This is a genomic window from Pseudonocardia sp. 73-21, from assembly GCF_001899645.1.
In the GTDB taxonomy this organism is placed as follows: Bacteria; Actinomycetota; Actinomycetes; order Mycobacteriales; family Pseudonocardiaceae; genus Pseudonocardia.
Genome location: NZ_MKVV01000083.1, coordinates 30,034 through 43,384, shown reverse-complemented (window position 1 = coordinate 43,384; position 13,351 = coordinate 30,034). Strand labels below are relative to the sequence as shown.

General features: G+C 73.9%; 14 protein-coding genes. 9 read left to right on the top strand and 5 right to left on the bottom strand.

Features of this window, described 5'->3' with window-relative positions; genetic code table 11:
- Positions 1 to 50: 50 nt before the first annotated feature.
- The gene (locus tag BGP03_RS26010; RefSeq protein ID WP_296375506.1) at positions 51 to 617 is read left to right on the top strand and encodes a pyridoxamine 5'-phosphate oxidase family protein; all 567 of its coding nucleotides are present in this window, start codon (positions 51 to 53) and stop codon (positions 615 to 617) included.
- Positions 618 to 623: 6 nt separating this feature from the next.
- Here the strand turns inward: BGP03_RS26010 and BGP03_RS26005 are convergent, their stop codons facing one another.
- The gene (locus tag BGP03_RS26005; RefSeq protein ID WP_296375508.1) at positions 624 to 1,118 is read right to left on the bottom strand and encodes a MarR family transcriptional regulator; all 495 of its coding nucleotides are present in this window, start codon (positions 1,116 to 1,118) and stop codon (positions 624 to 626) included.
- A 91-nt stretch (positions 1,119 to 1,209) separates the two neighbouring features.
- Here BGP03_RS26005 and BGP03_RS26000 point away from each other — a divergent pair, with 91 nt between their 5' ends.
- From BGP03_RS26000 to BGP03_RS25980, 5 genes are all read left to right on the top strand, one after another.
- Positions 1,210 to 1,767, top strand: a complete 558-nt coding sequence (locus tag BGP03_RS26000; RefSeq protein ID WP_296375509.1) for a YceI family protein — start codon at positions 1,210 to 1,212, stop codon at positions 1,765 to 1,767.
- A 142-nt stretch (positions 1,768 to 1,909) separates the two neighbouring features.
- A complete protein-coding gene (locus tag BGP03_RS25995; protein ID WP_298797778.1) occupies positions 1,910 to 4,723 on the top strand; it encodes a LuxR family transcriptional regulator in 2,814 nt (937 codons plus the stop codon).
- Between the two features lie 112 nt (positions 4,724 to 4,835).
- Positions 4,836 to 5,351 (top strand): hypothetical protein, encoded by a 516-nt coding sequence (locus BGP03_RS25990; protein ID WP_298797780.1) that lies wholly within the window; start codon positions 4,836 to 4,838, stop codon positions 5,349 to 5,351.
- Positions 5,348 to 5,854 (top strand): YceI family protein, encoded by a 507-nt coding sequence (locus BGP03_RS25985; protein ID WP_298797783.1) that lies wholly within the window; start codon positions 5,348 to 5,350, stop codon positions 5,852 to 5,854. Before BGP03_RS25990 ends, BGP03_RS25985 begins: the two co-directional genes overlap by 4 nt.
- Positions 5,855 to 5,870: 16 nt before the next feature.
- Positions 5,871 to 6,653: a DUF6597 domain-containing transcriptional factor gene (locus BGP03_RS25980; protein ID WP_296375516.1), complete on the top strand. Its 783-nt coding sequence runs from the start codon at positions 5,871 to 5,873 to the stop codon at positions 6,651 to 6,653.
- Here the strand turns inward: BGP03_RS25980 and BGP03_RS25975 are convergent.
- The 3 genes from BGP03_RS25975 to BGP03_RS25965 form a co-directional block, all read right to left on the bottom strand.
- Positions 6,590 to 6,985, bottom strand: a complete 396-nt coding sequence (locus tag BGP03_RS25975; RefSeq protein ID WP_298797785.1) for a VOC family protein — start codon at positions 6,983 to 6,985, stop codon at positions 6,590 to 6,592. The genes BGP03_RS25980 and BGP03_RS25975 overlap by 64 nt on opposite strands.
- A 363-nt stretch (positions 6,986 to 7,348) precedes the next feature.
- The gene (gene arc, locus BGP03_RS25970; RefSeq protein ID WP_296375521.1) at positions 7,349 to 9,154 is read right to left on the bottom strand and encodes a proteasome ATPase; all 1,806 of its coding nucleotides are present in this window, start codon (positions 9,152 to 9,154) and stop codon (positions 7,349 to 7,351) included.
- Between the two features lie 160 nt (positions 9,155 to 9,314).
- Positions 9,315 to 10,151 (bottom strand): tRNA (adenine-N1)-methyltransferase, encoded by an 837-nt coding sequence (locus BGP03_RS25965; RefSeq protein ID WP_296375589.1) that lies wholly within the window; start codon positions 10,149 to 10,151, stop codon positions 9,315 to 9,317.
- A gap of 156 nt (positions 10,152 to 10,307) precedes the next feature.
- Between BGP03_RS25965 and BGP03_RS25960 the strand changes: the two genes are divergently transcribed.
- The 3 genes from BGP03_RS25960 to BGP03_RS25950 are packed head-to-tail and all read left to right on the top strand — an operon-like array spanning position 10,308 to position 12,454.
- Complete coding sequence (locus BGP03_RS25960) at positions 10,308 to 11,204, top strand: RecB family exonuclease (RefSeq protein WP_296375524.1); 897 nt, start codon at positions 10,308 to 10,310, stop codon at positions 11,202 to 11,204.
- A gap of 40 nt (positions 11,205 to 11,244) precedes the next feature.
- Complete coding sequence (locus BGP03_RS25955; protein ID WP_298797788.1) at positions 11,245 to 11,652, top strand: hypothetical protein; 408 nt, start codon at positions 11,245 to 11,247, stop codon at positions 11,650 to 11,652.
- Positions 11,653 to 11,659: 7 nt separating this feature from the next.
- Complete coding sequence (locus BGP03_RS25950) at positions 11,660 to 12,454, top strand: thioesterase family protein (RefSeq protein ID WP_296375528.1); 795 nt, start codon at positions 11,660 to 11,662, stop codon at positions 12,452 to 12,454.
- On the opposite strand, the gene hisG is transcribed toward BGP03_RS25950, so the two are convergent.
- The gene (hisG, locus tag BGP03_RS25945) at positions 12,455 to 13,345 is read right to left on the bottom strand and encodes an ATP phosphoribosyltransferase (protein WP_296375530.1); all 891 of its coding nucleotides are present in this window, start codon (positions 13,343 to 13,345) and stop codon (positions 12,455 to 12,457) included.
- Between the last annotated feature and the right edge of the window lie 6 nt (positions 13,346 to 13,351).

The following is a 13,351-nucleotide window of genomic DNA, read 5'->3' as shown; positions in this document are numbered from 1 at the left end:
TCAGGTAGCGTTCTCACTGTCTAATCAACTATGAGTGGTGAGGATGCGTCGTGGCACACCGATTCGCGGAGCTCGCGTTCACTCCGGAGGTCCGGGCGGCCCAGCAGCACTACGGCAGCAGCGGCGTCGGGGCCCGCATGCTGGCCTCGCCCGACGCGCAGGACCGGCTCGGCCCCCACGAGACCTCGTTCCTCACCGCGCGCGACCACTTCCACCTGGCCACCGTCGGCTCCGACGGGTGGCCCTACGTCCAGTTCCGGGGCGGCCCGGCCGGATTCGTCCACGTCCTGGACGAGACGACGATCGGCTGGGCCGACCTGCGGGGCAACCGGCAGTACATCAGCACGGGCAACCTCGACCCCTCCGGCGGCGCCCGGGTGGCGATGATCTTCATGGACCACGCCCGGCCGAGCCGCATCAAGCTGCTGGGCACCGCCCGCGTGATCGACGCCGCCGACGATCCGGAGCTGGCGGCGCGACTGACCGTGGACGGCGAGCGCGGGAGGGTCGAACGTTCCGTCCTCGTGGACGTCGAGGGCTACGCCTGGAACTGCCCGCAGCACATCACGCCCCGGTTCACCCTCGAGGAGATCGAGCGGGCCGCGGCGCGGGGATGAACCCGGTCAGCCGGGATCGCGGTCCGCGACGGCGGGCCACACCGGGGAGTCCGACAGGTGGGCCGCCAGCGCGTCGCTGATCTCCCGCAGCGACCGTTGCTGCTCGGGGGTCAGCACGTCGAACAGCGACGAGCGCACCTCCTCGACGTGCCCGGGCGCCGCCGCCTCCAGCCGGGCGAAGCCCTCGGCGGTGAGCTCGGCCAGCTGGCCCCGCTTGTCGGTGGGGCACGGCCGGCGCCGCACCCAGCCCGACTCCTCCAGGCGTGCGACGGCGTGGCTGAGCCTGCTCCGCGACGACAGGGACGTGGTGGCGAGCTGGCTCATCCGCAGCGTGCGGTCCGGGGCCTCCGACAGGCGGGTCAGGATCTCGTAGTAGGCGTGCGGCAGCCCCGCCCCGTTCTGCAGCTGGCGGTCGATCCGGTCGAAGAACAGCCGCGTGGCCGTGAGGAAGCTGCGCCAGGTCTGCTGCTCCTCGGCGTTCAGCCATCGGGTGTCACTCACCGCTGCCCCCCGGGAATAGTTGAGCTCTCAACACGATTAGGGTACTGTTGCTCTCAACACCTGAGAGTTCAAGAATTTCACGGAGGTTCACATGACCACGGCGACGCAGATCCCCGGTTACATCGCCGGCACCTGGGACATCGACCCGGTTCACTCCGATGTCTCCTTCACCGTCCGCCACATGATGGTGAGCAAGGTACGCGGCCGCTTCGGGTCGTTCAGCGGCGAGATCACCACCGGCGAGGACATCACCGCGTCGACGGTCACCGCGACGATCGATGCGAGCTCGATCGACACGAACAACGAGCAGCGTGACGGCCACATCAAGTCCGCCGACTTCTTCGACGTCACGAACCACCCGACCTGGACCTTCTCCTCCACCGGCGTCCGCGTCGACGGGGACGACATCATCGTCGACGGCGACCTGACCATCAAGGGCGTCACGAAGAACATCCCGCTCACCCTCGAGGTCAACGGTTTCGGCCCGGACGCCTTCGGCGGCACGCGCGTCGGCTTCTCCGGCCTCGCGCAGATCAACCGCAGCGACTTCGGCGTCGACATCGCCATGCCGCTCGACGGCGGCGGCGTCGTCGTCAGCGAGAAGGTGCAGATCTCCCTGGAGATCGAGGGCGTGCTCCGCACCGCCTGATTTCCCGGGATCACACCGAGAACGTGGCCGCGACCCCCGAGCGCGCGCCGCGGCCGGCCCCCGACCACCCCCCGGTCGGGGGCCGGCTCATGTCCGCGGCCGGCCACGTGACGGATGTCCGCCGGTGCTCCACACTGCCCGGATGCCCCGCCTCGTCGGCATGGCCCGTCTCGTCGGCCGGACAGCCCCGCTCGCGACGCTGCAGGCCGCACTCACCGCCGGCGCGGTCTCGGCCACGGGCGCCGTCCTGCTGGTAAGCGGGGAACCCGGGATCGGCAAGACGCGGCTCGTCGCCGAGCTGACCGCGATCGCGCCGTGCCCCGTGCTGACCGGCCACGCCGATCCCGAGCCGGGTGCTCCCCCGCTCTGGCCGTGGCTCCAGGCGCTCGCCGGCCGTCCCGAACGCGACGCCCTGGGCACGATCGGCGCCGCGGACCCGCCCCGCACCGCCGACCCGGCCACCGCGGCCCTGCTGGCCCGGGCGACCCGCACCCTGGCCTTCGACGCCGTGCTCGACGGGCTGACGGCCTCGGCCGCCGGCACCGGGCTCGTCGTCGTGCTGGAGGACCTGCACTGGGCCGACGAGGCCACCCTGGCGCTGCTCGGCCTCGCCGCCGGGCGTCCGGGGCTCGTCCTGGTCGGCACCTACCGCTCCACGGAGCAGGGCCCGGCACTGCGCGGTGCCCTCACCGGACTCCGGCGGCGGGAGGGCACGACCTCGGTCACGCTGCGCCCGTGGGTACACGAGGACGTGACCGCGCTGCTGCCCCCTGGCACCGACCCCTCCTGGGCCCCCGTGCTGCTGCGCGCCGGGGGCGGTGTGCCGCTGCACGTGACGACCCTGCTGACGTCGTTGCTCGACGCGGGCCGTTCCGGGCAGCCCGCACCTCCGGACGGCTCGTGGCCGCTGGGGGTGCCCGACGACCTCGCCGACGCCGCCGCGGACCGGCTCGCCCGCCTCGACCCCGCGGCCCGGTTCGCGGTGGAGGTGGCGGCCCTGACCGGACCGGGGTGCACTCCCGACCACCTGCTGCTGCTCGCCGAGGGGCCGTGGGACACCGCCGCCGCGCTCGCGGCCTGCGAGGCCGCGGTGGCGGGCGGGCTGCTCGTGGGGACCGGGCCGCTGTCCTTCGGCCCCGCGCACGCCCTGCTCCGGGAGGCCGTCCACGCGGGTCTCCCGGCCGTCCGGCGACTGCGCTGGCACGCCCGTCTCGCCGACGCGGTCGAGGCCGGCGCCCTACCCGGCGACCCGGTGACGCACCGGCTCCGGGCCGCCGCCGACCCTTCCGGGCGGGCGGCCGCGGTGCGGGCCTGCCGTACGGCCGCCGCGACGGCCGCCGGGTCGCTCGCGTTCGACCGGGCGATCGAGCTCCTCGACACCGCGCTCGCGCTGCCCGGCTCGTCCCCGGAGATCCGCACCGCACTGGGGATCGAGGCCGCGGAGGCGGAGTTCGCGGCGGGACGCACCCGGGCCGCCGTGGCGCGGGCCCTGGCCGTAGCCCGCGACACCACCGATCCCGCCGTGCTCGTCCGGGCGGCGCTGGCGGTGCGCGGGATCGGCGGGCCGCACAACACCGACATCGTGCGGCTCTGCGACACCGCGCTGCAGGCCCTCCCGGCCGGCGACGACGCCGGCCGGGCCCGGGTGCTCGCCCAGCGGGCGCAGGCGGCGGCGGAGACCGGGGGCTGGGTGGGGCTCGCCCACGCCAGCGCCGAGGCCCTCGCCACGGCCGAGCGCAGCGGTGACCCGGCCGCGCTCGCGGACGCGTTGCGGGCCCGCCAGCACGCCGTCAGCGGACCGGACGGTGTGACCGAGCGGCTCGCACTGGCCCGCCGCATGGTGGAGATCTCACAGCGGGGCGGCCCGCCCGACGCCGAGCTGTGGGGGCGGCTGTGGCGGATCGACGCGTCGTTCCAGCTCGGCGCGGTCGACGTCGTCGACGTCGAGCTGGGCCGCCTCGACGGCCTGTCCGCCCGGCTGGGGTGGCCGATCGCCCACTGGCACCGGCACCGCATGCGCGCGGCCCGGCTGCTGCTCAGCGGCCGCTTCGACGAGGCCGAGGCCTGCGCGGACCTGGCGCTGGCCGCCGCCCGGCTCACCGAGGACCACACGGCCATCGGCGTCGACAGCGCGTTCCGCAGCGAGTCGCTGCGGTTGCGCGGCCGCGTCGACGTGGCGGTCGAGTTGCTCCGGAAGGCGGGCGGGTCGGGTGTCGTCGTCGGCCGCGGGATGCCGATCTTCTGGGCCAACGCGGGCCTGAACCTCATCCGGGCCGGTGAGGCCGACGAGGGCCACCGCTACTACGAGCTGCTGCGGCCCGTGGTGCGGGACCTCCCCCGCGACGGGCTCTGGCTGCCCACGGTGCTGCATTCCGGGGAGATCGCCGCCGCGGCGGGTGACGACGCCCTGACCGGGTTCTGTCTGGTGGAGGCCACCCCGTACGCCACGCACTACATCGCGGGTGGGTCCGGCGCCGTGCGCTGCGACGGGTCGGTGTCGCGCGTCCTGGGCGTGCTCGCCGCCGCGCTCGGTAGGACCGACGAGGCCGAGCGGCGGTTCACCGACGCCGTGACGATGGACGACCGCATCGGTGCGCTCCCCTACCGGGTCCTGTCGGAGATCGGGCTGGCCCGGCTGCTCGCCGCCCGGGACCGGGAGCGGGCCACGGGTCTGGCCCGGCGCGCGGCCGACACCGCCCGCCGGATCGGCATGGCCACGGCGCTGACCGACGCCGAGGCGGTGCTGGCGGGGATGCGCGAGCGGCCCGCCGTCGCGCTCACGGCCCGCGAGCGCGACGTCCTGGCGCGGATGGCCGAGGGCCGCACCAACCGGCAGATCGCGGCCGAGCTGGTGCTCTCCGAGCGCACCGTCGAGACCCACGTGGCGCACGTGCTCGGCAAGCTCGGTGTCGCCAACCGGGCCGAGGCGGCCGTGTGGGCCGCCCGCAACACGTAGGTCCCGGGGCCCGATCTCCGTACCGGCATCGCGTGGTTCCCCGGATCCCGCGCGGCCGCCGGGGCGCGGCACCGTCGTCGGCATCGCCACCCCGCCGACTCCGGAGGACCCGATGCACGCCACCCTGCACCGCACCAACGGCCCCTTCCCCGACCCGGCCCCCGACGACGGCTTCGTGCTCCGCCTGGTTCAGATCGGCGGGCCCGTCGGCCTCACGGTCCGCTTCTGGCCCGAGCCGCCCGCCGACCCGTCGGCGTTCGAGGTCGTGCAGGACCGCGACCTCACCGAGCCCACCGCCGACCCCGTCGCCGCCTCGGTCCTGACCTTCACCGGCCCCGTCAGCGACGCCGTGCTGCGCGCCACCGAGCGGGATCGCCGCGAGCGCATCGGCCCCGCGCTGGAGGGCCATCCCGGCCGCGTGCGGATGATCGAGCTCTGGCAGCCCGAGCTGCGCCGCCAGGTCCTGCTCACCCTCGCCACCTCGCTCGCGTCGCTCGAGGAGAGCGGGCGGATGATCAGCTCGCTGGCGCTGCTGCCCGACGAGGACGAGGCTCTGCTGCCGGGGCCCGACCAAGTCGAGATGTTCCGGGTGGAGCAGTGCCGCCTCGACCCGTCGGTGACGCGGTGAACGCGCCCCCGGTCCTGGCCACCGGCCGCTACATGCTGGTCGCGCAGCGCTGCACGGTCGGCTTCACCGCCCGCAGCCTGGGGCTGGCCGTCCCCGGAGCGATGAGCGTGCGGTCGGGCGAGGTCGTCGTCGACGGCACCGGCGCCACCGTCGCCGCCGTGCTCGACGCCGCCAGTTTCCGGACCCGCAGCGCGCGACGGGACCGCGACGTCCGCGGCCCCCGGTTCCTCGACGCCGGGGAGCACCCGGACATCGTCGTCACCGGACGGTGGGACGGCCCCGGCACGCCGGTGCACGGCGAGCTCACGGTCAGGGGCGTCGCGGCGCCGGTGGAGATCGCGGTGGTGGAGATCGCGGTGCTCGACGTGCTCACCGAGGGGAACGCGACGACGGTCCGGGCCCGGGCGCGCGTCGACCGCCGCGCGTTCCCGGTGGGGCCGCGGAGTGGACCGATCGGGCGGTGGGTCGACGTCGAGCTGGAGATCCCGCTCGTCGGGGTCTGACGCTACCGTCGACGACGTGGCCTACCGGGAGCTCGCCCCGCCGCCCGCCCTGCGCGGGCTGGCGGAGTGCGGCTGGGTGTCCACGCCCGGTCCGGCCCCGCTGGTCACCGACGTCCTGCCCGACGGCTGCATGGACCTCGTATGGACCGGCGGCCGGCTCCTGGTGGCCGGCCCCGACACCGCACCGCACCCGGCGCGCCTGGACCCGGGCGCCCCGACGGTGGGCCTGCGCTTCGCCCCGGGGATGCTCCCCGATCTGCTGGGCGTCCCCGCGGCGGCGCTGCGCGACCAGCGCGTCCCCCTCTCCGACCTGCACCCGCGGGTCGGGCCCTCCGTGCGCGCGAGTCGGGGTCTGCGTGCGTCCGAGTCGCGGCGTGGGTGCGATCCCGCGGCGGCGCTGCTCGACGGCGTCACCGACGTCGCGCTCACCCTGCTGACGATCGCCGGGAAGCCGCCCGACCCGTCGACCCGGGAGCTGGCCGCCCGGATCGGCGCCGGGGACGGGGTGGAGGCCACCGCCGACGCCCTGGGCTGCACCTCCCGCACCCTGCACCGGCGCTGCCTCACCGAGTTCGGCTACGGGCCCTCGGTGCTGCGGCGGGTGCTGCGCTTCCGCCGGGCCTCGGAGCTGCTGCACGCCGGGGTCGCACCGGCGGAGGTGGCGGCGGTGGCCGGGTACGCCGACCAGCCCCACCTCTCCCGCGAGGTTCGTGCTCTGGCCGGCGTCGCGCCGCGTCAGCTCGCGAGCGGGGCGAACAGGTCCACGCCGTTGCCGTCGGGGTCGAGCACCACCGCGTAGCGCTGGCCCCAGAACGCGTCGAACGGCGCGAGCTCGGAGCGGTACCCCGCGGCGGTCAGCTCGTCGTGGAGGGCGTCCACCGCAGCGGCGTCGTCCACCGCGAAGGACAGCCCCACGCCGCCGGTGCCCGGCGTCCAGCCGGGGTGGAACGAGCGGATGGTGTCCTGGGTGTCGAACGCGAGGCGCATCCCGCCGGGCAGCGCCACCTCCACGTGGGGCTCGCCGTCGGCCGACGCGGGCGCGTCCACCCCCAGCAGGCGGTAGAAGGCCAGCGCCTTCCCCATGTCGGCGACCACGATCCCGATGACGTCCAGCCGTGCCGTGATTCCCATGGGCGGGAGGTTAGGGCCGGCGTCCCGGTCTCGTCGTGAACGGATCGGACAGGCTCCGGCGCCGCGCAGCTCACGGACCGGGGGCGGGGCGCTGGGCGCTGGCCCGGCGGCCTGGTCATGATCGCTGTCGTGGGACCGGGGGCGGCACCACGCACGGCTCCGCGTCCCGAAACACCGATCACGGGCCGCCGGCGGCACGAACGGAGTGCCGGCGTGTCGCCCGGCCGGGCCCATCATGATCGTCGTGTGGGGACCGGCCGCCGCACCACGCGCGGCCCCGCGTCCCAGGGCGTCGATCATCGGCCCGGACACGCGAACGGGGCCGGCCGCGCAGCGCGCGCGACCGGCCCCGTCGGAGCGCGGCTACAGGTACTGGCCGGTGTTGCTGGCCGTGTCGATCGCCCGTCCGGTCTCGGCGTTCTTCCCGGTGACGAGCGTGCGGATGTAGACGATCCGCTCGCCCTTCTTGCCGGAGATGCGCGCCCAGTCGTCGGGGTTGGTGGTGTTCGGCAGATCCTCGTTCTCGGCGAACTCGTCGACGATGGCGTCGAGCAGATGCTGTACCCGCAGGCCCGGCTGGCCCGACTCGAGCACCGACTTGATGGCCGACTTCTTGGCGCGGTCGACGATGTTCTGGATCATGGCGCCGGAGTTGAAGTCCTTGAAGTACAGGGTCTCCTTGTCACCGTTGGCGTAGGTGACCTCCAGGAACCGGTTCTCCTCCGTCTCGTCGTACATGCGCTCGACGATCCGCTCGATCATCGCCGTGATGCACGCGTCGCGGTTGCCGCCGAACTCCGCGATGTCGTCGGCGTGGACCGGGAGGGTCTGGGTGAGGTACTTGGAGAAGATGTCCTGGGCCGCCTCGGCGTCCGGACGCTCGATCTTGATCTTGACGTCGAGCCGGCCCGGCCGCAGGATCGCCGGGTCGATCATGTCCTCGCGGTTGGACGCGCCGATCACGATGACGTTCTCCAGGCCCTCGACGCCGTCGATCTCGGCGAGGAGCTGGGGCACGATCGTGGTCTCGACGTCGGAGCTGACGCCCGAGCCGCGGGTCCGGAAGATCGAGTCCATCTCGTCGAAGAACACGATGACCGGCGTGCCGGCCGACGCCTTCTCGCGGGCCCGCTGGAAGATCAGGCGGATGTGCCGCTCGGTCTCACCGACGAACTTGTTGAGCAGCTCCGGGCCCTTGATGTTGAGGAAGAACGCGCGTCCCTCGCTCGGGTCGTCGCCCCGAACGGCGGCTATCTTCTTGGCCAGTGAGTTGGCCACCGCCTTCGCGATGAGCGTCTTGCCGCAGCCGGGAGGGCCGTAGAGCAGCACGCCCTTCGGCGGCCGCAGCTCGTACTCCTTGAACAGCTCGGCGTGCAGGAACGGCAGCTCCACGGCGTCGCGGATCTGCTCGATCTGCCGGAACAGGCCACCGATGTCGGAGTAGTCGACGTCGGGCACCTCCTCCAGCACGAGGTCCTCCACCTCGGCCTTGGGCACCCGCTCGTAGGCGTAGCCGGCCTTGGTGTCGACGAGCAGCGAGTCACCGGGCTTGAGCGCCACGAGATCGGGGTTCGACGTGTCGAACAGCGGCGCGGCGAGCCACACCACCCGCTCCTCGTCGGCGTGCCCGACCACCAGCGCGCGGCCGGCGAGGCCGTCCGCGGTGGGTTCGGCGAGCACCTCGCGCAGGCCGCAGACCTCGCCGATGCGCTCGAAGTCGAGCGCCTCGACCACGGTGAGCGCCTCGTTGAGGCGCACCGTCTGGCCGCTCTGCAGCGTCTCCGTCTCGACCGCCGGCGACACCGCGACGCGCATGCGGCGCCCCGAGGTGAACACGTCGACGGTCTCGTCGGGGAAGCGGGCCAGGAAGACCCCGTATCCGCTCGGCGGCTGGGCCAGGCGGTCGACCTCCTCGCGCAGGGCGATGAGCTGCCCGCGCGCCTCCTTGAGCGTCTCGGTCAGCTTCTCGTTCCGTGCCGAGAGCTGCGCGAGGCGACTGGCCGACTCGGCCAGCCGCTGCTCGAGCACCCGGGCATGCCGGGGGGACTCGGTGAGCTTGCGACGAAGTAGCGCGACCTCTTCTTCGAGGAAGCGGATCTGGGCAGCGGCTTCAGCCGGATCGAGCTGACCACCTGAATCACGAGCGCCGGGACCGTCGTAGGGGTTCACGGCAGCCTCCCTCCGTGTTCCGTTTCCATACGGTACCTGTCATCCGGCTGAACAAGCGTGCGGCGATCCGGTGATCCACCACTCAACCGGACGGCACCTTGACGCAGAGCGATCGACCCGAACGGTGACGACCGCCGCGAGGCGGTTGCGCCGGACGGCCCTAGCGGCTGGTCGGTCTGCGCTGGGGGCGGGGCGGGACGACGCCCTCGGCCAGCCTGCGGGCCGTCACCAGGAACGCAGTGTGACCCTGCATGCGGTGGTCGGGCCGCACGGCGAGACCCACCACGTGCCACGGTCTGACCAGGCATTCCCACGCCTGCGGCTCCGTCCAGCACTGCATCTCGCGGAGGTCCTCGACCACGCGGGACAGCTGCGTGGTGGTGGCCACGTACCCCACCAGGACCCCGCCCGGGATGAGCGACTTCGCCACGACGTCGAGCTGTTCCCAGGGCGCCAGCATGTCCAGTACGACCCGATCGACCGGTTCGGCGGCACCGTCGTGAGTATGAAGATCAGCGATCCGCAAGGTCCAGTTGGGTGGGGTGTCGCCGAAGAAACCCCGCACGTTCTTCTCGGCGTGTTGGGCGTGGTCGTCGCGGATCTCGTAGGACAGGACGCTGCCGGTGGGCCCGACGGCCTGCAGCAGCGAACACGTCAGCGCACCGGACCCGGCCCCGGCCTCCATGACGCGGGCCCCGGGGAAGATGTCGCCCCACATGAGGATCTGCGCCGCGTCCTTCGGGTAGATGACCTGCGCGCCGCGCGGCATCGAGAGCACGTAGTCGGCCAGTCGCGGCCGCAGCGCCAGGTACGGCGTGCCCGACGGCGAGACGACGAGGCTGCCCTCGGGCTTGCCGATGAGGTCGTCGTGGCGCAGGCCCCCGCGGTGGGTGTGGTACTCCGCCCCCGCCTCCAGCGTGACGGTGTAGTGGCGGCCCTTGGGGTCGGTCAGCTGCACCCGGTCCCCCGCCCGGAACGGCCCGCCGCGCGCCCGCAGCGCCGTCCCGGTGTAGTCGGGGTCGGCGGGGAGGTCGTGGAGCGCGGCTGCTGACGGTTCGGACACGGGGGGTAACGCTAACGGCACGCGTCCGCGCCGATGCCGCGGGTGGCCGCGGTCCCGGAACTGTCGGTGGCCTCGCCTAGCCTCCCGGGTGTGAGTCAGGACGTCAGCCACCCGGAGGTCGCCGCCACGCCACGGCGCCGGCCCGCGCTGTCGCCGTCGCGGGCCGGGGATTTCAAGCAGTGCCCGCTGCTCTACCGGTTCCGGGCCATCGACCGGTTGCCCGAGCGCCACACCCGCGCCCAGATCCGCGGCACGCTCGTGCACGCCGTCCTGGAGCAGCTCTACGGGCTTCCGGCGGCCGAGCGCGTCCCGGCGGCGGCGCGGGCCCTGGTGGCGCCCGCGTGGGCGGCGCTCTGCGACGAGGCGCCCGACCTGGTCACCGAGCTGTTCACCGGCCCCGGCGATCCGGAGCTCGCACCGTGGCTGGAGTCGGTCGGGGTGCTGCTGGAGACCTACTTCGAGCTGGAGGACCCCCGCCGCCTCGAACCCGAGGCCCGGGAGCTGCTGGTGGAGACCGAGCTGGGTTCCGGGCTGCTGTTGCGCGGTTACGTCGACCGGCTCGACGTCGGCACGGGCGGGCAGCTGCGCGTGGTCGACTACAAGACCGGCGCGTCGCCGCGGCCGGTCGCGGAGGCCCGGGCCCTGTTCCAGATGAAGTTCTACGCGCTGGCGCTGCTGCACCTGCGCGGCGTGGTCCCCGCCCAGTTGCGGCTGCTCTACCTGGCCGACTCCGAGGCGCTCACCTACGCGCCCGAGGAGCAGGAGCTGCGCGCGTTCGAGCGCACCCTCGACGCGATCTGGGCCGCCATCCTCACCGCGGGCGCCTCCGGCGACTTCCGGCCCAACCCGAGCCGGATGTGCGAGTGGTGCAGCCACAAGGCGCTGTGCCCGGCCTGGGACGGCACGCCACCGGAGTACCCGGGCTGGCCCGCCGACGCGGCCGTCACCGACGAGACCGCCGACGCCCTCGCCGTCCATCCCGACTGAGCACCGTTGACCGCCACCGGTGGCGCCGGACGGTGTTCGCGTGAACCGGGCCCTCGCGCTGCTGACCCTCGTGGCGTTGCTCACGGTCGAGGTCACCGGCACCGACGACCCGGTGCCGGTCGTCGCGCTCGGCACCGGGTACGCGGTGCTGGCCGTCGCCGGCTACGCCCGGGCCGCCTCGCCGCGGCGGTCGGGACGGGCGCCGGCCACGTCGTGGTGCGGCTGGCGGGCTGCTCGGCCTGCGCGGCGTAGCGACCTGGCGCGCACCGGCGACCGAACCACGGCGCTGGTGGGGGTGAAGTACTCCGAGTACCCGTCCGACCACCTCGACCTGGCCGGGCCGGCCTGGCCGTGGCGCAGCACCGCCCTGCTCGTCGCGGCGGTCGGGCTCGCCGCCCGTGCGGGGCTGCTGCCCACCGCGGTCCGCCGCGCACGTCGCCGGGCATGATCGGGGCGTGACCGATCTCGAGCCGTACTTCCTGCCCCTGGACGGTGCGGGAGGGGAGCGCTTCTTCGCCACCTTCTCCACCACCGGCCCCTGGTTCGCCGACGCCCAGCACGTCGGGCCGCCCACGGCGTTGCTGGTCCGGGCCCTGGAGCGGTGCGACGCGCGACCGGGCACCCTGCTCTCGCGCGTCACCGTCGAGGTGCTCGGGCCGGTGCCGGCCGGCGAGGTCGCCGTCACCGCGGCCGTGGAGCGGCCGGGGCGGGCCATCGCCCTGCTCGCCGCCGAGATGACGGCGGGGGGCCGGGCCGTGCTGCGGGCCCGGGCGTGGCGGCTTGCGGAGGGCGACACCGCGGCCGTGGCCGTCGGCGAGGAGCCGGCCATGCCGGGCCGGGAGCACGGGGTCGAGCGGAACGAACGGCCGCCGGGCTGGCTGCCGGGCTTCATGGACACCCTGGACTGGCTCTTCGTGCACAACTGGTTCGGCGACGTGGGGCCGGGCAGCGCGTGGGCCCGCCAGAAGGTGCAGCTGGTGGCGGGCGAGACGCCCAGCCCGCTGCAGCGGCTCGCGGTGGTGGCCGACTCCGGCAACGGTGTCGCGTCCCCGCTCGACATCCGCCACTGGCTCTTCGTCAACACGGAGATCACGCTGCACCTGCACCGCGCACCCGCCGGTGAGTGGATGGGCGTGGACGCCCACACCGTGGTGGGTCCCACCGGCCTGGGCACGGTCTCGGGCCTGCTGTTCGACGAGCACGGCCACGTGGGCCGCAGTGCCCAGGGCCTGGTGGTGCGGCCCCGGTAGCTACCGGCCGTCCACCGCCCGGCACGAGCGGATCTCCGAGGTCAGGATCGCGCGGGCCCCCAGCGTGGCCAGATCGTCCATGATCTTGTTGGCGCAGGACTTGCGGACCATCGTCCGGACGCCGAACCAGCCCTCGTCGGTCAGCTTCGACACCGTCGGCGACTGCATGCCGGGCGCGATCTTCTTGGCCTGCTCCAGCACGTCGGCCGGGCAGTCGTAGTCGACCATCAGGTACTGGCGGGCGTAGACCACGCCGCGCAGGCGCTCGGTGAACACGACCTTCTCGGCCTTGGTCTCGACCGTCTCCTCGCGGTCGGGCCGCGGCTCGCGCTCGATGAGCGTGGCCTCCGACTCCGCGATGGGGTCGCCGAACGCGACGAGCCCGTGCTGGCGCAGCGTGCGCCCCGACGACACGACGTCGGCGATGGCGTCGGCCAGGCCCAGCTGCACCGAGATCTCCACCGCGCCGTCGAGCTTGATGATGTCGGCGCGGACCCGGCTGCGCGCGAGGTGGGCGCGCACGAGGCGCGGGTAGGAGGTGGCGATCTTCTTGCCCTCGAGGTCCTCGAGCTTCCAGTCGCGGCCGTCCGGCCCCGCGAGGGGCGCGGCGAACCGGAACTTCGACGCGCCGAAGCCCAGCGGGATGACCGTCTTGACCTGGCTGCCGGACTCGTCCATCAGGTCGGCACCGGTGATGCCCAGGTGCAGGTCGCCGGAGCCGACGTAGGTGGCGATGTCCTTGGGCCGCAGGTAGAAGAACTCGATCTCGTTCTCCTCGTCGAACATCGACAGGTCACGAGCGTCGGAGCGCTGGCGGTAACCGGCTTCACGCATCATCGTGGCGGCCGGCTCGGCCAGGGTGCCCTTGTTGGGCAGTGCGATGCGGAGCATCAGCTC